Annotated in this window: 19 protein-coding genes; 7 read left to right on the forward strand and 12 right to left on the reverse strand. The window is 72.9% G+C overall.

Annotated features, from left to right (window positions below; all coding sequences use genetic code 11):
• Positions 1-62: 62 nt before the first annotated feature.
• The 3 genes from AAH979_RS12345 to AAH979_RS12355 all read right to left on the reverse strand — a co-directional run bounded on the left by AAH979_RS12345 (position 63) and on the right by AAH979_RS12355 (position 3,415).
• Positions 63-998, reverse strand: a complete 936-nt coding sequence (locus AAH979_RS12345; protein ID WP_346258355.1) for a CDP-alcohol phosphatidyltransferase family protein — start codon at positions 996-998, stop codon at positions 63-65.
• A gap of 405 nt (positions 999-1,403) precedes the next feature.
• Positions 1,404-2,312, reverse strand: a complete 909-nt coding sequence (locus tag AAH979_RS12350; RefSeq protein ID WP_346258225.1) for an NUDIX domain-containing protein — start codon at positions 2,310-2,312, stop codon at positions 1,404-1,406.
• A 155-nt stretch (positions 2,313-2,467) separates the two neighbouring features.
• Positions 2,468-3,415 (reverse strand): NUDIX domain-containing protein, encoded by a 948-nt coding sequence (locus AAH979_RS12355; protein WP_346258226.1) that lies wholly within the window; start codon positions 3,413-3,415, stop codon positions 2,468-2,470.
• 165 nt (positions 3,416-3,580) lie between these two features.
• On the opposite strand from AAH979_RS12355, the gene AAH979_RS12360 reads away from it, so the two are divergent.
• A complete protein-coding gene (locus tag AAH979_RS12360) occupies positions 3,581-4,003 on the forward strand; it encodes a PspC domain-containing protein (RefSeq protein ID WP_346258227.1) in 423 nt (140 codons plus the stop codon).
• Positions 4,004-4,010: 7 nt separating this feature from the next.
• On the opposite strand, the gene guaA is transcribed toward AAH979_RS12360, so the two are convergent.
• Both guaA and AAH979_RS12370 read right to left on the reverse strand, forming a co-directional pair.
• Complete coding sequence (gene guaA / locus AAH979_RS12365) at positions 4,011-5,564, reverse strand: glutamine-hydrolyzing GMP synthase (protein WP_346258228.1); 1,554 nt, start codon at positions 5,562-5,564, stop codon at positions 4,011-4,013.
• Positions 5,565-5,759: 195 nt separating this feature from the next.
• Positions 5,760-7,562, reverse strand: a complete 1,803-nt coding sequence (locus AAH979_RS12370) for a GMC family oxidoreductase (RefSeq protein WP_346258229.1) — start codon at positions 7,560-7,562, stop codon at positions 5,760-5,762.
• A gap of 157 nt (positions 7,563-7,719) precedes the next feature.
• Between AAH979_RS12370 and AAH979_RS12375 the strand changes: the two genes are divergently transcribed.
• Together AAH979_RS12375 and AAH979_RS12380 are read left to right on the forward strand one after the other, a co-directional pair.
• Complete coding sequence (locus AAH979_RS12375) at positions 7,720-8,904, forward strand: LCP family protein (protein ID WP_346258230.1); 1,185 nt, start codon at positions 7,720-7,722, stop codon at positions 8,902-8,904.
• A gap of 171 nt (positions 8,905-9,075) precedes the next feature.
• Complete coding sequence (locus tag AAH979_RS12380) at positions 9,076-10,020, forward strand: hypothetical protein (protein ID WP_346258231.1); 945 nt, start codon at positions 9,076-9,078, stop codon at positions 10,018-10,020.
• A gap of 65 nt (positions 10,021-10,085) precedes the next feature.
• Here the strand turns inward: AAH979_RS12380 and AAH979_RS12385 are convergent, their stop codons facing one another.
• The 3 genes from AAH979_RS12385 to guaB are packed head-to-tail and all read right to left on the reverse strand — an operon-like array spanning position 10,086 to position 14,180.
• The gene (locus AAH979_RS12385) at positions 10,086-11,498 is read right to left on the reverse strand and encodes a M1 family metallopeptidase (RefSeq protein WP_346258232.1); all 1,413 of its coding nucleotides are present in this window, start codon (positions 11,496-11,498) and stop codon (positions 10,086-10,088) included.
• Between the two features lie 24 nt (positions 11,499-11,522).
• Complete coding sequence (locus AAH979_RS12390; RefSeq protein WP_346258233.1) at positions 11,523-12,641, reverse strand: GuaB3 family IMP dehydrogenase-related protein; 1,119 nt, start codon at positions 12,639-12,641, stop codon at positions 11,523-11,525.
• Positions 12,642-12,689: 48 nt separating this feature from the next.
• A complete protein-coding gene (guaB, locus tag AAH979_RS12395) occupies positions 12,690-14,180 on the reverse strand; it encodes an IMP dehydrogenase (RefSeq protein ID WP_346258356.1) in 1,491 nt (496 codons plus the stop codon).
• 349 nt (positions 14,181-14,529) lie between these two features.
• On the opposite strand from guaB, the gene AAH979_RS12400 reads away from it, so the two are divergent.
• Positions 14,530-14,949 carry a DUF5319 domain-containing protein gene (locus AAH979_RS12400; RefSeq protein WP_346258234.1) on the forward strand — a complete coding sequence of 140 codons (420 nt, stop codon included), beginning with the start codon at positions 14,530-14,532 and terminating at the stop codon, positions 14,947-14,949.
• Between the two features lie 68 nt (positions 14,950-15,017).
• Here the strand turns inward: AAH979_RS12400 and AAH979_RS12405 are convergent, their stop codons facing one another.
• Positions 15,018-16,073, reverse strand: a complete 1,056-nt coding sequence (locus AAH979_RS12405; RefSeq protein ID WP_346258235.1) for a helix-turn-helix transcriptional regulator — start codon at positions 16,071-16,073, stop codon at positions 15,018-15,020.
• 254 nt (positions 16,074-16,327) lie between these two features.
• On the opposite strand from AAH979_RS12405, the gene AAH979_RS12410 reads away from it, so the two are divergent.
• Positions 16,328-16,708 carry a WhiB family transcriptional regulator gene (locus AAH979_RS12410; RefSeq protein WP_346258236.1) on the forward strand — a complete coding sequence of 127 codons (381 nt, stop codon included), beginning with the start codon at positions 16,328-16,330 and terminating at the stop codon, positions 16,706-16,708.
• 54 nt (positions 16,709-16,762) lie between these two features.
• Here the strand turns inward: AAH979_RS12410 and AAH979_RS12415 are convergent, their stop codons facing one another.
• From AAH979_RS12415 to groES, 3 genes are all read right to left on the reverse strand, one after another.
• Entirely contained in the window at positions 16,763-18,391 is a 1,629-nt protein-coding gene (locus tag AAH979_RS12415) for a molybdopterin-dependent oxidoreductase (protein ID WP_346258237.1), read from the reverse strand.
• Between the two features lie 202 nt (positions 18,392-18,593).
• Positions 18,594-20,240 (reverse strand): chaperonin GroEL, encoded by a 1,647-nt coding sequence (groL, locus tag AAH979_RS12420; protein WP_346258238.1) that lies wholly within the window; start codon positions 20,238-20,240, stop codon positions 18,594-18,596.
• A gap of 80 nt (positions 20,241-20,320) precedes the next feature.
• Complete coding sequence (gene groES, locus AAH979_RS12425; protein WP_199187625.1) at positions 20,321-20,635, reverse strand: co-chaperone GroES; 315 nt, start codon at positions 20,633-20,635, stop codon at positions 20,321-20,323.
• 249 nt (positions 20,636-20,884) lie between these two features.
• On the opposite strand from groES, the gene AAH979_RS12430 reads away from it, so the two are divergent.
• Both AAH979_RS12430 and ybaK read left to right on the forward strand, forming a co-directional pair.
• Positions 20,885-22,108: a methyltransferase domain-containing protein gene (locus AAH979_RS12430; protein ID WP_346258239.1), complete on the forward strand. Its 1,224-nt coding sequence runs from the start codon at positions 20,885-20,887 to the stop codon at positions 22,106-22,108.
• A 10-nt stretch (positions 22,109-22,118) separates the two neighbouring features.
• Entirely contained in the window at positions 22,119-22,598 is a 480-nt protein-coding gene (gene ybaK, locus AAH979_RS12435) for a Cys-tRNA(Pro) deacylase (RefSeq protein WP_346258240.1), read from the forward strand.
• Positions 22,599-22,856 lie beyond the last annotated feature (258 nt).

The raw sequence follows: 22,856 nt of genomic DNA on the forward strand, positions 1-22,856 counted from the left end.
TCCGCGTTCCGCCGCCGCCCGAACCTCCCGGCGGCCGGGTGGATCGGCCGGGCCGCTACGGGTCAGGCGGTGCGACGCTGGCGCCACCAGAGCAGCGGCCCGCTGACCAGGTAGCCGACCACCAGGATCGCGAAGGTGAGCCGGATGTCGATCAGAGCGCCGATCACCGGGGCCAGCCACAGCCACGGCGGCAGCTTGATCAGGCGGGCCAGCTTGGCGTACGGGAAGCTGGAGACCATGGCGAAGGCGAGCAGCCCCACGCCGGCCACCTGCACCTCGCCGGAGACCGGCAGCCCGATCAGCACCGCCAGGGCGAGCACCGCCGCCGCCATCGTGGTCGGCACCCCGCAGAAGAACCGCCCGTCCTTTGGCGAGACGTTGAACCGGGCGAGCCGGATCGCCGCGCAGGCCGCCACGAGGGCGCAGGCCACTCCGGCGGCGGCGGTCGAGACCGAGCCCACCAGCGAGGCGTAGACCACCACCGGGGCGGCCAGGCCGAACGAGCACATGTCGGCCAGCGAGTCCATCTGGGCGCCGAACGGGCTGGCCACGCCCATCTTGCGGGCCAGCGCCCCGTCGAGGCCGTCGAACGCCACACAGGCGATCAGGCAGTACGCCGCGACCCGCACGTCGCCCTGCATCGCCTGGAAGATGGCGAGCAGCCCGAGGGTCAGGCTGGCCACGGTGCAGGCGTTGACCACGGCGAACTTGACCCGGCGTGCCACGGTCCGCTCGCCGGGCAGCAGCGGGATCGCCATCGCCGACCCGGGCGCGTCGACCGGGCCGGCCGGGCCGACGGCCGGACTCACCGGGACGGCCGCCTCGATCTCGGCGGCGGTCAGCCGGCCGACGCCGTACGGGTCGAGCGGGGTGGAGTCCTCGGTGTAGAGGTGGTCGGGGAGCACGAGGGCGCTGGAACTGGCGTCGTCCAGGTCCTGATCCCGGCGTCCCACCCGGACCAGCAACACCTGCCGGGCGAACGCGCCGCTGCGGCGCAGCCGCCCCGCCCAGCGACGCCCTGCCGGGCGCGGGCTGTCCGACGTACGACGCCGACGCCATGGGGCTCTCGGCACGTTTCCTCCATCACCGGATCAACTTGTCCGCCACCGTGGCGGCACCCGCCCTAGCGCCATCGGGCGCCGGGACTCCTTGGCCGGCAACCAATTGCGGCCTACACCATCGCACAGACGGCATGGATTGGCGATAGTTGCCTGAGGGATATTTCCCCCAAACCACCCGAGGCACTCAGACCTCGCCATCCGGGACGCTATCCCCCGGTGCGGCACGCTGTCGGCCCGCCTGCAACTCTAGCCGAACCAGTCACAACCATCGTTTCGGCAGAGATTCTCGCCTGCCCGGCCCGGCCGACCAACCGATCGACGGCCCTGCGCCGGCAGCCCGCCCTACATCAGGGACAACGCCGCGTCCACCACCTCGGTACGCGGCAGCTCCGCCACCTCGGCCCGGGAGAACCAGCCGGCGGTCTCGGTCGAGCCGCCCGCCGCCTCGGTCACCCGTGCCTCGGTGGGCGCCTCGACCTCGACGCGGTAGATCACCCGGACTCCGTGCCAGTCCAGCGGCCGGCCCTCCGGGCCGAACTCGGCGATGTTGTGCCGGTGCGACACGTGCAGCAGCCCGGTCACCCGGCCAAGCTGTCCGGTCTCCTCGACCAGCTCCCGCAGCAGCGCGCTGACCGGCTGCTCGCCGTGGTCGGTACCGCCGCCGGGCAGGTGCCACCGGCCGGCGCCGGGGAACCCGGTCGCGATCCGGGTCAACAGGATCCGGCCAGCGGGATCGGTGGCCAGCCCGTACGCCGCGAAACGCTGAAACCGGTCGACCGATGCCGGGCGCACGACGGCGTCCGGCGCGGGTCCGGCGCCCTCGGGCAGCGGGTCGGCCGGGCGGCCGAGCAGCTCGGCGGTGAACGGCATCAGGACCAGCCCGGCCAGGTCGTCCGGGGCGACCCAGGCGACCTGGTCGGTGCCGCCGCCCACCTCGGCACGCAGCGTGCCACCGGCCGGTACGACGTCGTAGACGATCCGGTCGGTGTGCTCGGCCACCGGCCCGTCGACGCCGGCCAGCCGGATCACGTCGGCGAGCACCACCCGCAGCCCGGTCACCGCGACGGTCAGCCCGGTCTCCTCGACGAACTCGCGGTGCACCGCCGCCCTCGGATGCTCCCCGTGCGCGACGCCGCCGCCGGGCAGTTGCCAGACGCCGGGGAAGCGTGAGGTCGCGGACCCCCGGGCGAGCAGCACCCGCTCGCCGTCCCGACACAGCCCGTACGCCCCGATCCGCCGTCGCCGTCGCACCGCCGTCCCCCTTCGCCCGCGCCGCACCGATCATGCCGGTCGGGAACGCCGCCGGCCCGGGCGGGTCGGGAATCGAGTGCCGGTCGGGACAGCGGCCGGCGCACGGGCAGGTCGGGAATCGGGCGGCCGCAGGCGGGTCGGGAATCGGGCGGCGGTCAGCCCAGCCGGGCCGCCTGGACAGCCTCGGCGGTTACCTCGGTCAGCCGGTCCACCGGCAGCGCCTCCAACTCGTCCCGGCCGAACCAGCGGGCCTCCGAGGTGGAGCCGCCGACGTCACCGACGGTTGGCGGGGCGGGCGAGTCGACGACCACCCGGTAGAAGGCGCGTACCCCGTGCCAGTCGATCGGATAGCCCTCGGGGCCGAGCGAGGCGGCGTCCCGGTGGCTCGCCACCCCGATCAGCTCGACCAGCCGGCCGCACTGCCCGGTCTCCTCGACCAGTTCCCGGATCAGTGCCGCACCCGGCTGCTCGCCGTAGTCGGTGCCGCCGCCGGGCAGGTGCCAGCAGCCCGCCCCGGGATAGCCGTCGGCGACCCGGGTCAACAGCACCCGGCCGTCCGGATCGGTGGCCACCGCGTACGCCGCGAAGCGCTGGGCCCGGTGCAGCCCGTCCGGCCCGGGTACGGCGTGGAAGGACGGAAACTCCGGCGCCTCCTCCGGCCGCAGGTCGATCGGCCCGCTGGGCAGGCCGAGGGCACGCGCGGTGAACGGCCGCAGCAGCAGCTTCTCCGCCTCTTCCAGGGTGTGCCAGCGGGCCAGGTCGGTCGGCTGGCCGACCCGGTCGCAGAGCGTGCCACCGCGCACGGAGACCTGGTAGAGCAGGCGGTCGGTGTGGATCGTGACGCCACGGTGCGGCAGCGATCGCATGTCGGCCAGGACGTCCCGTAGGCCGACAACGGAGACGGAGAGGCCGGTCTCGGCGGCGGTCTCGCGTACCACCGTGTGGTTCGGGTCCTCGCCGTGGTCGACGGCACCGCCGGGCAGCGACCAGACACCGGGCGTTCCGGACCGGGAGGAGGCCCGGACCAGGAGCACACGGTCGGTTGAATCGGTGCAAATCGCGTACGCGGCGATCTTGCGGATCGGTTCCAGCGCGGGGGTCACAGGACCAAATTCTCCCTTGACCGTCCGACCGGGCCACAAAAAGAGTCGGATTCCTGACAGTTCACTCGCCCAGCGGCACGGCGGGGCACCGGTCAGGGGAGGGTCAGGGTCGCTATCCGGGCGGTCACCGAGGACGCGGCGGCCGTCCGGGCGGACCGTGGAACCATGACGCAGATACCGCTCACCCAGCCTCCGTACAAGCAGCTCCGTCGGCCGACCACCGACCGGATGATCGCCGGCGTGGCCAGCGGACTCGGCCGGTACTTCAACGTCGACCCGACCCTGGTCCGGGTGGTCTTCGCCGCGATCGCGGTCTTCACCGGCGGGCTCGGCCTGCTGGCGTACCCGGTGCTCTGGTTCCTGATGCCGGAGGAGCCGGCCGACGCACCCGCCTGGCCGCACCCGCCGGGCACCGGCCCGGTCTGGCCGCCGAACTGGCCTGGCCGGACGCCCACCGTGCCGACCGCCACCCCCGCCGCTCCGGCTGGGCCGCCCGCCGCCCCGGCCGCTCCCTCCGCACCGACCGGCGTGGACGGGCCGACCGAGGTGTTCGGCGACACTCCGCCGGACCCGCGCTATCCGGCGTGAACCGGGGTCACTCCCACTCGATGGTGCCCGGCGGCTTGCTCGTCACGTCGAGCACCACCCGGTTGACCTCGGCGACCTCGTTGGTGATCCGGGTGGAGATCCGGGCGATGACGTCGTACGGCAGGCGGGACCAGTCCGCCGTCATGGCGTCGGAACTCGACACCGGCCGGAGCACCACGGGGTGCCCGTAACTGCGTCCGTCCCCCTGCACCCCGACGCTGCGTACGTCGGCGAGCAGCACCACCGGGAACTGCCAGACGTCCCGGTCGAGGCCGGCGGCGGTGAGTTCCTCCCGGGCGATCAGATCCGCCGCCCGGAGCAGGTCGAGCCGCTGCCGGTCCACCGCCCCGATGATCCGGATCGCCAGCCCCGGGCCGGGGAACGGGTGCCGCCAGACCATCGCCTCGGGCAGCCCCAGTGCCAGGCCGAGCTGGCGTACCTCGTCCTTGAAGAGCGTGCGCAGCGGCTCGACCAGCGCGAACTTCAGATCCTCCGGCAGACCGCCGACGTTGTGATGCGACTTGATGTTGGCGGTGCCTGAGCCGCCCCCGGACTCCACCACGTCGGGATAGAGGGTGCCCTGCACCAGGAACTCGACGTCGCCGCTGGCGGCCACCTCCCGGGCCGCCGCCTCGAAGACCCGGATGAACTCCCGGCCGATGATCTTGCGCTTCTGCTCCGGGTCGGTCACCCCGGCCAGCGCGCCGAGGAACCGGTCGGCCGCGTCGACCACCTTGAGCGTGATCCCGGTGGCCGCGACGTAGTCCTTCTCCACCTGCTCCGCCTCGCCGGCCCGGAGCAGGCCGTGGTCGACGAAGACGCAGGTGAGCTGGTCGCCGACGGCCCGGTGCACCAGCGCGGCGGCCACCGCCGAGTCGACCCCGCCGGAGAGGGCGCAGATGACCTCCTTGTCGCCGACCCGGGAGCGGATCTCGGCGATCTGGTCCTCGATGATGTTCTCCGGGGTCCAGGTCGGTTCGATCCCCGCCACCTCGTAGAGGAAGCGCTCCAGCATCCGCTGCCCGTGCTCGGTGTGCCCCACCTCGGGGTGGAACTGGGTACCGACCCGGCGACCGGCGAGATCCTCGAAGGCCGCCACCGGTGCCCCGGGGGACTCGGCGGTCACGGTGAACCCAGCCGGCGCCTCGGTCACACAGTCACCGTGGCTCATCCAGACGGACAACTCGGCCGGAAGGTCCCGCAGCAGGACGGTCGCGTCGGGCCGGGCCCGCAGGGCGGTGCCGCCGTACTCCCGGCCGCCGGTGTGCGCCACCGTGCCGCCGAGGGCCCGGGCCATCGCCTGGAAGCCGTAGCAGATGCCGAAGACCGGCACGCCGGTGTCGAAGAGCTTCGGGTCGACCTGGGGAGCGCCGGGCGCGTAGACGCTGGCCGGGCCGCCGGAGAGGATGATCGCGGCCGGATCCCTGGCCAGCATCTCGGCCACCGGCATCGAGTGCGGGACGATCTCCGAGTAGACCCGGGCCTCCCGGACGCGGCGGGCGATGAGCTGGGCGTACTGGGCTCCGAAGTCCACCACCAGGACCGGGCGCGGCGTGTTCATGTGTACGGAGCCTACCCAGCGCCGGCCCCGACCCGGAAACCCGCCGCCCTCGGCCGACCAGCGCGACCTGCCGACCAGAGCGACCAGGTCGGGGTCGGGGCCGGATCGCCCGCGTCGGGATCGAGCCTGACCGCCCAGAGCGGGTGATCCGGCCCCGACCCCCACCCCGCGCACGACGGACGCCGACCCAGACGATCACCAGCGGAGCGCGGCCGGGGCGTCCGGCGGAACCGCCGGGTGGCGCGGCGGGACCGGCGGGATCCGGATGTACGCCGTGCCGAGCGCGGGCCGAGGGTCCGGGTCACCCCGGTTGGGCCAGTACGAGATCGCCCGCTCCGCCTGGGCCGCGATGGTCAGTGACGGGTTCACCCCGAGGTTGGCCGAGACCGCCGCCCCGTCCACCACGTGCAGCCCCGGATGCCCGAAGACCCGGTGGTACGGGTCGACCACCCCGTCGGCGGCGGTGGCCCCGATCACCGCCCCGCCGAGCAGGTGCGCGGTGACCGGCATGTCGAACGGCTCGGTCACCGACCCGCCGGGGATGCCGCCGATCTGCTCGGCGAGCAGCCGGGCGGCCCGGTTGCCGGCCGGGATCCAGGTGGGGTTGCCGGCACCGTGGCCGGCGGCGGTGCCCAGCCGTCGCCGGCCGAGCCGGCCGCGGTGGTAGTGCAGGGTCAGCGAGTTGTCGAGCGACTGCATGACCAGTGCGATCACGGTGCGCCGGGACCAGTCCCGGACCGAGAGCAGCGGCAGGTAGGTCTGCGGTCGCCGGGCCAGGATGCCGAGCCAGCGCCGGATGCGGCGCGGGCCGCCGTCGACCAGGGCCGACTGGAGCAGTCCCATCAGGTTGGCACCGTGGCCGTACCGGACCGGCTCGACGTGGGTCGCCGGGTCGGGGTGGAAGGAGCTGGTGATCGCCACGCCGTCGGTGAAGTCGACGCCGTCACGCCGGGCCGCCCGCAGCGGCACGGTGGCGCCGAGGATCGCCTCCGAGTTGGTCCGGGTCAGCGCGCCGAGCCGGGGCGAGAGGTGCGGCAGCGCTCCGGTGGCGCGCATCCGGTGCAGCAGGCGCTGGGTCTGCAACGCGCCGGCCGCGAAGACCACCTGGCCGGCCCGGATCCGTTGGCGGTGCCGGATCGGCCAGGCTCCGGTGCGTACCGTCTCGATCTCGTAGCCGGTGCCCGACGGCGCCGGCCGGACCGCGGTCACCGTGGTCAGCGGGCGGACCTCGGCGCCGAGCCGCTCGGCCAGCCAGAGGTAGTTCTTGACCAGGCTGTTCTTGGCGCCGTGCCGGCAGCCGGTCATGCAGGCGCCGCAGTGCAGGCAGCCGGTCCGCTCCGGCCCGACCCCGCCGAAGTAGGGGTCGGCGGCGCGCTCCCCCGGCCGGCCCAGGTAGACCCCGACCGGGGTGGCGTGGAAGGTGTGCCCGACCCCCATCCGGTCGGCCACCGCCCGCATCGCCCGGTCCGCGGAGGTCTCCTTCGGGTACGTCGTGACGCCGAGCATCCGTTTCGCCTGGTCGTAGTGGGGGGCGAGTTCGGCACGCCAGTCGGTGACGTCCCGCCACTGTGGATCGGAGTAGAACGCGGGCAGCGGCTCGTAGAGCGTGTTGGCGTAGACCAGGGAGCCGCCGCCGACGCCGGCGCCGGCGAGCACCAGTACCTTCGCCGGGGCCGTGCCGCCGCTGCGTGCCCCGGATGCGCGACGGCCGGCGGAGCGGAGCAGGGTGATCCGTTGGATGCCGTAGCAGCCCAGCGCGGGTGCCCAGAGGAACCGGCGGATCCGCCAGGAGGTCTCCGGCAACTCGTGGTCGGCGAAGCGGCGCCCCGCCTCCACGACGAGGACCGAGTAGCCCTTCTCCACCAGGCGCAGCGCCGCCACACTCCCGCCGAAGCCGGAACCGATGACGACGACGTCGACGTCTGGGGCGGAGCCGGGGGTGGGATCGACGGGCGAGTCGGTGCCGGCGGTGGAATTGGTGCCGGTGGTTTGCCCCATCTGAGCATCATTACCGAGCGGTAGCTACCGCACCAGGGTGGAACTGCGCCAAGATTCCTGCTGCCGCGCTTCCGGCGGTGCAACGTCGGCAGGCCGACGATGCGTCTGAAGTAACGGCCGGTCCTGGCAGACCGCACGGCCGAGGGGAAGTGGACGCGTGGCAGATCACGGGGTAAACGCTGGCGGCGTACCCGGAAACGGTGGCGGGCCGGCACCTGGCGACGGCGGCGGGCCGAAGCGGCGGCGGATCGTCTGGCTCGCCGCGATCGTCGCGGTGGCGGTGCTGCTGGCCGGTACGGCGTACGCGGCCAACCGCTTCTGGGGCAGCGGCTCCGCACCGGCTCCGGCGGCCCGGCCCAGCACCCCGGCGCCGACCACCGCGGCACCGTCGCCCACCCCGAGTCCGACCCCGGAGCCCGGTGCCGACATCAGGGGACCGCTCAACCTGCTGCTGGTCGGCGTCGACACCCGGGTCAGCAAACCGGACTGGGAGCCGCACGCCGACGCGGTGCTGATCCTGCACGTCACGAAGGATCTCGACCGGGCCTACCTGTTCGCGCTCCCCCGCGACCTGGTGGTCGACATCCCCCGCTTTCCCAAGGCGAACTTCCCTGGCGAACGCACCAAGCTGACCCACGCGATGAGCTACGGCAGCCGGGTACCCGGCCGGAACAAGCGCCCGAGTACCGCGCAGGGCTTCCAACTGCTCTCGGCGACGGTGAGCGCCTACACCGGGATCAAGCGGTTCGACGCGGGTGCGGTACTCACCTTCGGCGGCTTCGACAACCTGGTCGACGCCCTCGGCGGGGTGCAGCTCTACGTCGACCAGCGGGTGGTCTCGCAGCACCGGGAACCGGACGGCACCCATCGCGCGCTGCGCGGCGGCGGCTACGTCGGGCCGCAGATGGTCTACGAGAAGGGCCGCCGGACGCTGACCGGCTGGCAGGCGCTGGACTACGCCCGGCAGCGCTACACGGCCGGTGGCGCGTACACCCGGCAGCGGCACCAGCAGCAGCTCATCAAGGCGATGCTGGTGAAGATCCTCAGCCAGGACCTGGCCCGGGACCCTGACCGGATACGTCAGGTGGTCGGCTCGCTCGGCGACGCGCTGACCTTCGTCAGCGGCAGCGGCTCCGACATCGTCGACTTCGGGTACGCGCTGAGCCGGCTCCGCCCCGCGACGATGACCCTGGTGGCGCTGCCGGGCAGCGGGGTGGGCCGGGGCAGCGGCTACCGGGGCGAACAGCTCAGCTCGGTGGGCCGGAAGTTCATCGCCGAGCTGCGGGCCGGTCGCGCCGATGCCTATCTAGCGGCCAACCCGAAGCTCGTGATCAAGACTTGACCATCCCGGGCGCAACCGCTTCGCTGGCCCCGCTGCGGCGGCACGGACAGCGTTTCGGGGCACGTCCGTCGGTCTCGTCGTCGCCTTGACCGCCCTACCGTCGCGCCATAGCCTCACCCGGCGACCTCCGAGGCACCGGGCCCGAGGTCGTCAAAATTCGGGGAGGACAGTGTGCGATTCGCTAGACGGCTGACGGTTCTGGTCGCGATGGTTCTCAGTTTCCTGGTCCTGTCTGGAAACGCGGCTCAAGCTGCGTATTACAACACGTACACCGACATCGCCAGCACGCCCAACACGAGCTGCTGCACCGGAGCACAGGGTTTCGCCGCCGGATCCACCTACCTCTACTCGATCAAGAACCGCACCAATTACGACGACGTCTCCGTCATCTACCGTGTCCACAAGACCACCGGTGCGCGAGTGCTGATGACGAACGGCACGAACAACACGTCGACCAACCCCTGGCTCGGGCACGGGAACGACATGACGATCGTCGACATCGACGGGCAGCACCACCTGTTCGTCGTCACCATGAACGCGAGTGGTGCGCAGCTCGTGAGACTCCGCTACGAGGGCACCACCTACTACCACGCCGGGTCGTACCAGCTACGACTCGACGGAGCCGTGGCAACGCCGTCCGGGATCAATCGAGTCTCGGTCACCAGCACCACGATCACGTTCATGTTCAAGAGTGGCAGGACGATCTACAACGGCAGTCTCCCGCTGCGCGCCTCCTCCGGGACCATCAACCTGACGAAGGCGTTCAACCTGCAGGTCGAGGGCGCCCTCGTCAACGGTGCCGTGGTGCCGGACCTGGGGACCTTCACCAACCAGGGGTTCTTCTACGACGCGCCCAAGAAGGTTCTCTACTACCCGCTGACCAAGGACAACCGCAGCATCGTGCTCGTCTACCGGAACGTGTCGCCGACGACGACCGGGACCGCGCCCGCGGCCACCGACCTCTCCTTCCGTATCACGTCCTCGGCATACTCGACCCTGTTCGAGATCGAAGGCGTAGGAATCAGCGACGGCAAGCTGTACTTCAACACGAACCGGGCGAACTCGAGCGGTTCCTTCGACGGGGTCCACGTGTTCAACGGCTACGTCGCGGCCTAGCGCACGCGGCTATGGCGACTCGCTGTGGCTCGGCGATCGAGCCACAGCGAGTCACTGTCGGCCGCTCAGGGCATGGGCGGCGCCGTGGTGCCGGAGAGCCAGGCGTCGAAGAGTGGGCGCAACGGCTTCCCGGAGACCCGCTCGGCGTGCGCGACCAGGTCGGCGGTGCTGGCGTTGCCGTCCCGCTTCTCCGCCGTCCAGGTCGTCAGGATCCGGAAGAACGTCTCGTCGCCGACCGTACGCCGCAGCGCGTGCACGGCCAGCGCACCGCGCTTGTAGACCGCCCGGCTGAAGATTCCCGAGCGACCCGGATCCAGTGCCGGCTCCGCCCAGTCGGTGATGGCGTACTCCCGCTCGAACATGGTCTGCGCGCTCGGCCCGCCGTCGTGCTCGCTCCAGAGCCACTCGGCGTAGCTGGCGAAGCCCTCGTTGAGCCAGAGGTCGCTCCAGCGCCGGATCGAGACGCTGTCCCCGAACCACTGGTGGGCCAACTCGTGCGCCACCACCTCCAGGTTCGGTCCCTCGGTGAAGAACGCCGGGCCGTACACCGGGCGGGACTGGGTCTCCAGGGCGTACCCGATCCGGCTGTCGGCGAGCGCGATCCCGCCGTACGCCTCGAACGGGTACGGGCCGAACCGGGTGGCCAGGAAGTCGGCGATCTCACCGGTACGGGCCAGCGACCGCTCCGCCGGCCCGCCCGCCGGCAGGCTCGCCGCGATCGCGGTGACCAGTGGCTTGCCGGCGTGCGTACCGGTGCTGACCCGGTATTTCCCGATCACCAGCGTGACCAGGTAACTGGCCATCGGGGCCCGCTCCGCCCAGCGCCAGGTGGTCCAGCCGGCGTCGGTGCTGCTGCCGCCCGGGGTCCCGTTGCTCAGCGCCGCCAGCCCCTCCGGCACGGTCGCCTCGATCTGGTAGGTCGCCTTGTCCAGCGGGTGGTCGTTGACCGGGAACCAGGTGCTCGCCGACTCCGGCTGGCCGAGCGCGACCGCACCGTCCGAGGTGTGCAGCATCCCGCCACTGCCCAGGTCCGGGGTGGTGACCGGGGCCGGCTTGCCGGAGTAGCGCACCCGTACCCCGAACCGCCGGCCCTTGCCGAGGCCGGTGGCCGGGGTGACCACCAGCTCGTCCTCGCTCCGGGCGTGCGTGGCGTCGACGCCGTCGACCTGTACCGACGAGACGGTCAGCCCGGCCAGGTCGAGGTTGAACCGGGACAGGTCCTGGGTGGCCGTCGCCTCGATGGTGGCGTCACCGGTCAGCTCGTCGGTCGCCGGGTCGTACCTGACCTGGAGGCGGTAGCTGGCGACGTCGTAGCCGCCGTTGCCGTAGGTCGGGAAGTACGGGTCGCCCACCCCGGGCGCCCCGGGCCGGAACCCCCCGGCCTGCTCGTCCCGGCCACCGGTGCAGCCGCCGGGCGAGAGCACCACCAGCAGCACCACCAGTACGCCGGCCAGCACCGGCCGCCCCACCCTGATCATCACGCCTCCGGCTGACGGTGCCGGCTACCGGTCGAGGACGAGCCCGACCTTCTGGAACTCCTTCAGGTCCCGGTAGCCGCACTTGGCCATTGCCCGGCGCAGCCCGCCGAACAGGTTGAGCTGGCCCTCCGGGTCGTCCGACGGCCCGTAGAGCAGCTTCTCCATCGAGCCGAGCGGCTCGTCGGCCACCCCGTAGGCGCCGCGCGGCAGCTTCGGGTGGCTGGCCGCCGGGTGCCACCAGGCGCCGCCGGCCGGCGCCTCGGCGCAGAGCGACAGCGGCTCGCCGAGCATCACCGCGTCGGCGCCGCAGCCGAGCGCCTTGGCGATGTCGCCGGAGGTCTGCAGGTCGCCGTCGGCGATCAGGTGCACGTACCGGCCGCCGGTCTCGTCGAGGTAGTCCCGGCGGGCCGCCGCCGCGTCGGCGATCGCGGTGGCCATCGGCACCCGGATGCCGAGAACCGATTCGGTGGTCGACCACTCGTCGCCGCCGAGCCCGACGATCACCCCGGCCGCCCCGGTCCGCATCAGGTGCAGCGCCGTCTTGTAGTCGGTGCAGCCACCGGCGACGACCGGCAGGTCGAGGTCGGCGATGAACTCCTTGAGGTTCAACGGCTCGTCGGTGGTGGAGACGTGCTCGGCCGAGACGATGGTGCCCTGGATGACCAGGATGTCCACTCCGGCGTCCAGGATCACCGGGGCGAGTGCCAGGGTGTGCTGCGGGGAGACCCGGACGGCGACCGTACCGCCGCCCTCGCGCATCTGCCGGACCCGCTCGGCGATCAGCTCGGGGCGGATCGGCTCGGCGTACACCTCCTGGAGCCGGCGGGTGGCCGCGGAGCCCTCCTCCAGCCGGGACAGCTCCTCCAGGACCTTGGCCGGGTCCTCGTAGCGGGTCCACAACCCCTCGACGTTGAGCACCCCGAGCCCGCCGAGCCGGCCCAGCGTGACCGCCGACTCCGGGCTCATGGTGGCGTCCGACGGGTGCCCGACGCAGGGGATCCCGAACTGGTACGCGTCGAGCTGCCAGGCGGTCGAGACGTCGTCCACGTCCCGGGTACGCCGGCTCGGCACGATCGCGATGTCGTCCAGGTGGTAGCCGCGCTGTGCGGTCTTGCCCAGCCCGATCTCGACCACGTCACGCATGGGTCACTCCAGAGTAGAAAGGGGGTGGTGGCGGGGAGGCGGTGACCGTCAGCGGGTGTGGTAGTTCGGTGCCTCGACCGTCATCTGGATGTCGTGCGGGTGGCTCTCCTTCAACCCGGCGGCGGTGATCCGGATGAGCTGGCCCCGGCGGTGCAGCTCGGGGATGGTCTCCGCGCCGACGTAGCCCATCGCCAGCCGCAGTCCGCCGACGAGCTGGTGGGCGACCCGGGCCAGCGGGCCGCGGTAGGGCACCTGGCCCTCGACGCCCTCCGGCACCAGCTTCTCCTCGCTGGCCACGTCGTCCTGGAAGTAGCGGTCCTTGGAGTACGACCGGGCCTGCCCACGCGACTGCATCGCGCCCAGCGACCCCATCCCCCGGTACGCCTTGAACTGCTTGCCGTTGATGAACATCAGCTCGCCCGGGCTCTCCTCGGAGCCGGCGAGCAGGCTGCCGAGCATCACGGTGTCGCCGCCGGCCACCAGCGCCTTGGCGATGTCGCCGGAGTACTGGATGCCGCCGTCGGCGATCACCGGCACCCCGGCCGGACGGGCGGCCCGGGCCGCCTCCATGATCGCGGTGATCTGCGGTACGCCGACCCCGGCGACGATCCGGGTGGTGCAGATGGCGCCCGGGCCGACCCCGACCTTGACCGCGTCGGCACCCGCCTCGACCAGCGCCTTCGCCCCCGCGTAGGTCGCCACGTTGCCGCCGATCACGTCGACGGTGGTGTCCTTCTTGAGCCGTCCGACCATGTCGAGCACGGCCCGCTGGTGCCCGTGCGCGGTGTCCACGATCAGCACGTCCACCCCGGCCTCGACCAGGGCCCGGGCCCGCTTGTACGCGTCCTCGCCGACGCCCACCGCGGCGGCGACCCGCAGCCGGCCGGCGTCGTCCTTGGTGGCGAGCGGGTACTGCTCGCTCTTGGCGAAGTCCTTGACGGTGATCAGGCCGCGCAGCCGCCCGTCCGGGTCGACGATCGGCAACTTCTCGACCTTGTGCCGGCGCAGCAGGTCGAGCGCCTCCTCCTTGGTGACCCCGACCTCCGCGGTGACCAGCGGCATCGGGGTCATGATCTGGCGGACCGGGGTGCCCCCGTCGGTGACGAACCGCATGTCGCGGTTGGTCACGATGCCCAGCAGGGTGCCCTGGGCGTCGGTCACCGGCACACCGGAGATCCGGTAGCGCCCGCAGAGCGCGTCGACGTCCCGCAGGGTGTCGTCCGGCCCGCAGGTGACCGGGTTGGTGACCATGCCGGCCTCGGAGCGCTTCACCAGATCGACCTGGAGCGCCTGGTCCTCGATCGAGAGGTTGCGGTGCAGCACCCCGATGCCGCCCTGCCGGGCCATCGCGATCGCCATCCGGGCCTCGGTCACCGTGTCCATCGGGCTGGAGACCAGCGGGATGGCGAGCTCGACGTTGCGGCTGAGTCGGGTGATGGTGTTCACCCGGCTCGGGATGATCTCGGACTCGCCGGGCTGCAGGAGCACGTCGTCGAAGGTCAACCCGAGCGGCACCACCCGGGCCGAACCGGCCGGCAGTTCGGGCAGGTGCCCGGCGAGCTGGTCGGCGTCGGTGGCCAGCGGAAGGTCGTTGGTGGGTCGGTTCTCCACGATGTGTCCCCTGCTGCTGTGGTTGACGGGTGCTCTGGTTGACGGTCGATGACGATCACCGCCGACGCGGCTGCGATCCTCGCCGACGCGGGTCGGTCGGCGCTGAGCTGGTCGGACAGGCTGCCCGGCGGCAGGGCGGTGTCGGGGCTCGCCCCGGGTACGGCGCGATGGTTCATCGTACCCATCCGGCGGGGCGGGCGTCGCGGGCGCGGGTACGGCGGCGGTACAGGCCACAACGGGTGACCACGCCGGGCGGTGTTGGGACTACGGTGGAGGGGTGCACGAGGAGCCGATCGACCCGTTCAACGGTGACCCCGCCGATCCCTCCGCCGGCCTTGACGACCCGGGTGAGGAGACCGAACTCGACCCGCTCAGCGAGGTCGAGCGGCAGGACGTGCTGGAGGACCTCGCCGATCTGGAGATCTACCAGGCGCTGCTGGGTCCGGTCGGGGTACGCGGCCTCGTGATCGAGTGTGAGGACTGCCGGGAACCGCACTACTTCGACTGGGACCTGCTCCGGGGCAACCTGCGGCACCTGCTCAACTCCGGCCGCCCCCGGGTGCACGAGCCGGCCTACGACCCCGACCCGGACCACTACGTCACCTGGGAGTACGCCCGCGGCTACGCCGACGGGGTGCACGACACCCTGACCGAGACCGCCGACGAGAACGAGGGCGAGGCCGAGGCCCCGCGCTGAGCGGGGGACGATCCGGTCACGGAGGTCGATCCGGTCACGGAGGTCATCGGGCCGCGGCCGGCGACCGGTCAGGCAACCAGGCCGGCCCGGAACCCGGCCGCCACGGCGTGCGCCCGGTCCCGGGCCCCGAGCTTGCGGAACAGCCGCCGGGCATGGGTCTTGACGGTGTCCTCGGAGACGAAGAGTTCCCGGCCGATCTCCGCGTTGCTCTTCCCGTCCGCCATTCCGACCAGCACCTGCATCTCGCGCTCGGTCAGCACCGGTCGGCGGGCCGGAGCCGAGCGTCGGGCTCCGCCCGGGCCGTCGGCACCGCGCGACTCCTGGCCCGGCGCGCCGGGGCCGGGCCCGTCCGGGCCGGCCTTCTCCGACGGGTACGCCGGGTGCCCCGATGCGGTACCGGCCGGCGTGGCCGGGTCGGCCGGGGCGTTCGGGTCGTCCCCACGCTGTGCCGGTACCATCGCCGGCCCGGTCGGCTGTTCTCCGGTCGTCTCGCCGGCGCTGCTGGGCGATTCCGGGTCGTCCCGCCGGCGTACCGCCGACTCGTCCCCCGGCGGACGACCCGCGCCCGGTGCGTCCCCGCCCGGACCGTCCCGGCCGGGTCCGGTCGGCGCGCGCACCACGCTGCCGAGCCGCTGGCCCGCCGCCGGCTGGCCGCTCGCGTCGCCGGGGCCACCTGTCCGGCCGGCACCGGCCGGGCCACCCGCCTGACCACCGCCGGCCAGCGCGCCGCCGGCCAGCGCGGCACCGCCCCGACCGGGCCGGCCGCCGAGCAGCAGCAGCGCCTTCGCCACCACGCTCACCAGGTCGTGGTCGCCGCCCTGGATCAGCCCACGGGCGCCGGCCGCGATGGTCGCCGCGGCGACCCCCGGGTCCTCGGCACCGAGCAGCAGGATCGCCGCTCCAGGCGACCGGGCCAGTACCCGCCGGGTGAAGCCGACGCTGTCCGGGCGGGTGAGCGCGGTGTCCGCGAGCACCACGTCCGCCGGCCGCTCGGCGAGCCGGAGCATGGCCTCGGGGTCGGACACCGCGGTACGGACCGCGGCGGCCAACCCGAGCCGGGCTGCCGCCGCCGCGACGTTCTGGGCCGCGAGCGGGGTCCGGACGCAGACAAGAACGGTGCGCACGATGCTCTCCTCTCCGCAACGAGGAGACCACGCCGGTGAGTGATCATGATGAGTTTCCACGGATGAACCACAAACTTTTTGGACGATTCGCCCCACGGATCGGGTTCGGGGCGAGAAGTTCGCGATCAAGTACGTGTGAGCCGTCCGCGCCCGGGGTACCGGGACCGGTGGTCGGATCGGTGCGCCTGCGCGGCCCGCCGCCCGGATCCCGACCCGAGCAGGTCATCGCGGTGCCGCGCGGAAGGAGGGTGCTGATGTCGAACGTACGCAGGCTGCCTGGACCCATCGTCGATCTGTGGGAGTGGCAGCGGCATGGCGCCTGCCGGGGCCGGGACAGCGCCCAGTTCTTCCACCCGGAAGGCGAGCGCGGCTCGTCCCGCAACCGCCGGGAGGCCAGCGCCAAGGCGGTCTGCCTGGCCTGCCCGGTCCGCGCCGAGTGCGCCGCCCACGCGCTCGCGGTACGCGAGCCGTACGGGGTGTGGGGTGGCTTCAGCGAGTCCGAGCGGCTCCGGCTGCTCGCCGTCGGCTGGGAGGATCTCGCCGACCGTCGGCAGAGCCGGGTGGACGTCGCCCGGCTGGAGGCCCGGCTCGGCCGGCCCTTCCGGTCGACGGTACCGGCCCAGCGGTCGGCCTGACTCCCCGCCCGACCGGCCCGGCCGGGGTCCGGGCCGGCGGTCGGCGCACCGGGGTCAGGTCACGGTGACCGTGACGGTGTGCCAGCCGGTGGCACCGTCCGGCTCGACCGGGCGGGACTGGCCGGTCTGCACCGCCCCGGTGGCGTCGGTCGCGCGCACCTGGAGGACGTGTTCGCCGGGGGTGGCGGTCCACCGCCAGGACCACTGCGTCCAGGTGTCGGTCGAGACCGATCCGGCCAGGGTCGCCGGCTGCCAGTCGCCGTCGTCGACGCGTACCTCCACCTGCCGGACCCCGACGTGCTGCGCCCAGGCCACCCCGGCGACGGTGACCGGGCCGGCCGGCACCGTCCGGCCCGCCCGTGGGGTGTCGATCCGTGACTGGGTCTTGATCGGCCCCCGCGCCGACCAGCCCCGGGGCACCCAGTACGCGTCGAAGTCGGCGAAACTGGTCAGCTCCAGCTCCACCAGCCACTTGCAGGCGGAGACATAGCCGTACAGGCCGGGCACCACCACCCGGACCGGGAAGCCGTGCGCGATCGGCAGCGGTTCGCCGTTCATCCCGACGGCCAGCATCGCGTCCCGGCCGTCGGTGAGCACCTCCGTCGGGCTGCCGCAGGTCCAGCCGTCCGTGGAGCGGGCCACCACCTGGTCCGCCCCGGGCAGCGGCCCCGCCTCGGCGAGCAGCGGCCCGAGCGGTACGCCGAGCCAGCGGGCGTTGCCGATCAGGTCGCCGCCGACCTCGTTGGAGACGCAGGCCAGGGTGATGTGCCGTTCGATCATCGGCCGGGCGAGCAGATCGGCATAGCTGAGTGTGACGGGGTTGCGCACCCGGCCGTGAATCCGCAACTGCCATCCCTCCGGGTCCACCCGTGGCACCACCAGTGCGGTGTCGATCCGGTAGAAGTCCCGGTTCGGCGTGACGTACGACGACAGCCCCGGCACCGCCAGCTCGGCGTTCGCCGGCACCGGCGCCGCCGGGCTGGCCGGGAGCGGCAGCTCGATCGCCGCGCGGGCGGCCGAGACACCCCGCCGGGTCGACAGCCAGCGGCCGCCGAAGCCGCCGACCGCCGCCGCGCCGACCGCGAGCCCGACCCCGGTGAGGAACCGCCGCCGGGCGTACTCGTCCGGGTACGCGGCAGCGGAGGGCGCCACGCCGGCCGGTCCGGTCGCCCCGACCGGCGTGGCCAGGGCTCGGCCGAGCGGGCCGGCGACGAAGAGCCGGAGCACGCCGGCCGCGAGTACGGCGCCGACCAGCGAGGGCAGCACCGCGACCGGACCGGCCCCGGGGCGGGTCAGCGCCGCCAGTACGCCGACCGCGCCGAAGAGGGCGATCCCGGCGTACCCGAGGGGCAGCGAGCGGACCGCGACCAGCCCGACCAGGGCGGCGAACCCGGCCAGCAGTACGGCGGTGCCGACCAGGAGTGCGATCTTGTCGTACACGTAGAAGACGTCGACGGCGAACCGCTTGAGCGGTGCGGGCGCCAGGTCCACCACCACGCCGCCGACCGCGACCAGCGGCGCGGAGCGCGCCCCGGTGAGCACCGCCACCGCCTCGGCCGCCCCGACCGCGACGGCCGCGGCGGCCAACCCGGCCAGCGCACCGAACCGGCGCGGCAGGCCGCCGCGCCGGGCCGGGACGGTCGGTGCCGGTCCGTTACCGTCCAGATCCGGGATCGCCCTCATCCGCCCAGTGTTGCCGGCCGGGCCCGAACGGGAAAGGCACGTCAGAGGTTCGTAATCCCGATGCCGGCGGGCCCGCCCCGGCGCGGAAACGAAGATCCGCGTGAGCGGGGCGCCGGACGTGGAGACTCCCACGCCGGACCGCTCACGCGGATCTCGGTGTCGCGACCGGGGTACGGATCAGCGCGATCCGGGCCCGGACCGGTCAGAAGCCCGGACCGTGCTGGTGGCCGTGCCCGTGACCGTGGCCGTGCCCGCCGGCGGCGGCCGGCTCGGCCTTCTCCGGCTTCTCCACGACCAGGCTCTCGGTGGTCAGCAGCAGCCCGGCGATCGACGCCGCGTTGGTGACCGCGTTGCGGGTCACCTTCACCGGGTCGATGATGCCGGCCTTGGCCAGGTCCTTGTACTCGCCGGTGGCGGCGTCGAGGCCGTTGCCCCAGCCCTGCTCGGCGACCTTCTGCACCACCACGTAGCCGTCGTGGCCGGCGTTCTGGGCGATCCACCGCAGCGGCTCGACCAGTGCCTTGCGGACGATCGAGACGCCCACCTTCTCGTCACCGGTCAGGCCCAGGTCGCCGTCGAGCGCCGAGAGGATCTGCACCAGCGCGGCGCCGCCGCCCGGTACGGTGCCCTCCTCGACCGCGGCCTTGGTCGCGGCGATGGCGTCCTCGATGCGGTGCTTGCGCTCCTTCATCTCGACCTCGGTCGCCGCACCGGCCTTGATCACCGCGATGCCGCCGGAGAGCTTGGCCAGCCGCTCCTGGAGCTTCTCGCGGTCCCAGTCGGAGTCGGACGCCTCGATCTCCTTGCGGATCTGGGTGATCCGCTCGGCGACGTCGTTGTCCCGGCCCCGACCGTCGATCACGGTGGTGTTGTCCTTGTCGACCACGACCCGGCGGGCGGTGCCGAGCACCTCCAGGCCGACCGAGTCGAGCTTGTAGCCCAGCTCGGGGGCGACCACCTCGCCACCGGTCAGGATCGCCATGTCCTGGAGCATCGCCTTGCGCCGGTCGCCGAAGCCGGGCGCCTTCACCGCGCAGACCTTGACGGTCTTGCGGATCGCGTTGACCACCAGGGTGGAGAGCGCCTGCCCCTCCACGTCCTCGGCGATGATCAGCAGCGGCTTCGCGGTCTGGAGGACCTTCTCCAGCAGCGGCAGCAGCTCCTCGATCGCGGAGATCTTCTGGGTGGTGATCAGGATGTACGGCTCGTCGAGCACCGCCTCCTGCGCCTCGGTGTCGGTGACGAAGTTCGGCGAGATGAAGCCCTTGTCGAACTGGAGGCCCTCGGTGACCTCCAGCTCGGTGGCCAGGGTCGAGCCCTCCTCGACGGTGATCACACCGTCCCGGCCGACCTTCTCCATCGCCTCGGCGATCAGGTCGCCGATGGTGGCGTCCTGGGCCGAGATGGTCGCCACGTGCGCGATCGACTCCCGGCTGCCCACCTCGACGGCCTTCTCCAGCAGCGCCGAGGAGATCTTCTCGGCCGCCAGGTCGATACCGCGCTTGAGTGCGGCGGGCCCGGCGCCGGCGGCCACGTTGCGCAGGCCCTCCCGGACCATCGCCTGGGCCAGCACGGTGGCGGTGGTGGTCCCGTCGCCGGCGACGTCGTTGGTCTTGGTCGCCACCTCCTTGACCAGCTGCGCGCCGAGGTTCTCGTACGGGTTGGTGAGCTCGATCTCCTTGGCGATGGTCACGCCGTCGTTGGTGATCGTCGGGGCACCGAACTTCTTGTCCAGGACGACGTTGCGCCCACGCGGGCCGAGAGTGACCTTGACCGTGTCCGCGAGCGTGTTGACACCGTGCTCCAGCAGGTGCCGGGCGTCATCCGAGAAGCTCAGAATCTTCGCCATTGTGTTAACAGGGTCCCTTCACGCAGCGCTGCCCCGGCCCGGCGGGGCCGGTCCGGGGCAGCGTCAGTGGATCAGTCAGATCACTTCTCGATGACGGCGAGGACGTCGCGGGCGGAGAGCACCAGGTACTCCTCGCCGGCGTACTTGACCTCGGTGCCGCCGTACTTCGAGTAGATGACCGTGTCGCCGACCTTGACGTCAACCGGGATCCGGTTGCCGTCGTCGTCGAAACGGCCGGGGCCGACAGCGAGGACGGTGCCCTCCTGCGGCTTCTCCTTGGCGGTGTCGGGGATCACGATGCCCGACGCCGTGGTCGTCTCAGCCTCGTTCGCCTGGACCAGGATCCGGTCCTCGAGCGGCTTGATCGCAACCTTGGTCGCGGTAGTCACGGGCATACCCTCCTGGGGTACTTGGTTTCTGTACCGGCCGGCGAGCCGACCAGCGTCAATCTGCCACATGCCACCGGGCGGGTCCGTCGTCGCGGGTGCCGGTCCGCCTGGCGTTCAGCTCCCGGACAACGGCCCGAAAGCTGGCACCCTCGGTTTGAGAGTGCTAACCGCAGGTTATGCCGACGGCTAGCACTCCGTCAAGGAGAGTGCCAACCCGACACGCCTGTCGGAGACCCTGGCCGGCACAATGCTCCGGTGGACTCCGAGCAGCTCGCCGCGCTGCGTACCCCAGCGGGGGAAACCGCGCTGGCCAGGGCCGCCGAGCTGGCCGGCGGCGACCCGCTGGCCGCGGCGGCCGCGCTGCGCTCGGCCGGGGTGCCGGCCGGACTGGCCGCCGCCGCGCTGACCCAGGCCGAGCTGCGGCGCCGGGCGACCGCCAAATTCGGCCCGGAGGCGGCCGGGATGTTCTTCACCCGGACCGGGCTGGAACAGGCCACCCGGCCCGGGGTCGCGGCGCGCCGGGCCGCCCGGCTGCGCGCCGCCGGGGTACGCACCCTGGTCGATCTCGGCTGCGGCCTCGGCGCCGACGCGCTCGCCGCCGCCCGGGCCGGCATCCGGGTGTACGGCGTGGAGGCCGACCCGGTCACCGCGGCGATGGCCGCCGCGAACGCCGGGGCGGCCGGGGTGGCCGACCGGTTCACCGTGACTCTCGGCGACGCGACCCGGTTCGACCTCACCGCCGTCGACGAGCCGGTCGACGCGGTGTTCTGCGATCCGGCGCGGCGGACGGCCGGTACCGGCCGGCGGATCTTCGACCCGGCCGCCTACTCCCCACCCTGGGACTTTCTGCTCGGCCTGGCCGGCCGGGTCCCCCGGACGGTCTTCAAGGTCGCACCCGGGATCGACCACAAGCTGCTGCCGGCGGGTGCCGAGGGCGAGTGGGTCAGCGTCGGCGGCGACCTGGTCGAGGCGACCGTCTGGTCCGGCCCGCTCGCCGCCGCGCCCCGCCGGGCCACCCTGCTGGCCGGAACGGCGGTGCACGAACTGACCGGCGACGGCACCCGGCGGGCCCCGGTCGGCCCGGTCCGGCGCTACCTCTACGACCCGGACCCGGCGGTGGTCCGCGCGCACCTGGTCGCCGAGTTCGCCGGTACGGTCGGCGGCACGCTCGCCGACCCCGAGATCGCGTACGTCTACGCCGACGCCGCCCGCCCCACCCCGTACGCCCGGTGCCTGGAGGTGGTCGAGTCGCTGCCGTTCTCGCTGAAGCGGCTGCGCGCCCGGCTGCGGGACCTCGACGTCGGGCGGGCGGAGATCCTGAAGCGGGGTTCCGCGCTGGAACCGGAGCGGCTCCGCCGCGACCTGCGGCTGGCCGGCAGCGAGCCGATCAGCCTGGTGCTGACCCGGATCGCCGACGCCCCCACGGTGCTGCTCTGCCGTCCGGTGCCGGCCCCGGAACCGGCCGCCCCGACCGGGTAGGGTGCGGATCGTGGCGGGCAGGGGCACCCCGGCGACCGCGCTGCTGGCACGGCAGCGGGTCCCGCACACCCTGCACCCGTACGACGTCGCGCCGGACACCCCGAACTACGGCGCCGAGGTGGCGGCGGCGCTGGGCGTACCGCCGGAGCGGGTCTTCAAGTCGCTGGTCGCCAGCGTCGACGGGGTGCTGACCGTGGCGGTGGTACCGGTCACCGGCGAACTCGACCTCAAGACGCTGGCGACGGCGGTCGGCGGCAAGCGGGCGTCGCTGGCCGACCGGGCGCTGGCCGAGCGGACCACCGGCTACGTCCGGGGCGGGATCAGTCCGCTGGGTCAGCGCAAGGCGCTGCGTACCGTGGTCGACGCCTCGGCCGAGCGCTTCCCCACCATCTACGTCTCGGCGGGCCGCCGCGGGCTGGAACTCGAACTCGCCCCGGCCGACCTGATCCGGCTCACCTCCGCCACCACCGCACCGGTCGCCGCGCCCTGATCCCGGCCGGGCCGCGCCGGGTGCCCGGGACGCCAGCCGCCACGAACGATCAATTCCGGCGTATCGCCGCTGGCCAATGCCGGGATGTCCGTCACGTTGCCGAATTGTTATCCGCAACAACAAACTCGTGGCCTCGGCGACCTTGCCCCGAAGAACCCTCGCGCAATACGTTGCCGGACACAACAAAAGTGAGGCGGGCGGTCGCCACGGCCCACCAGAGACTCTGCCGGAGCGCGACCGGCGGAGCCGCTGGCGAGG

It is taken from the genome of Plantactinospora sp. ZYX-F-223 (assembly GCF_039649625.1).
Lineage (GTDB): Bacteria > Actinomycetota > Actinomycetes > Mycobacteriales > Micromonosporaceae > Plantactinospora.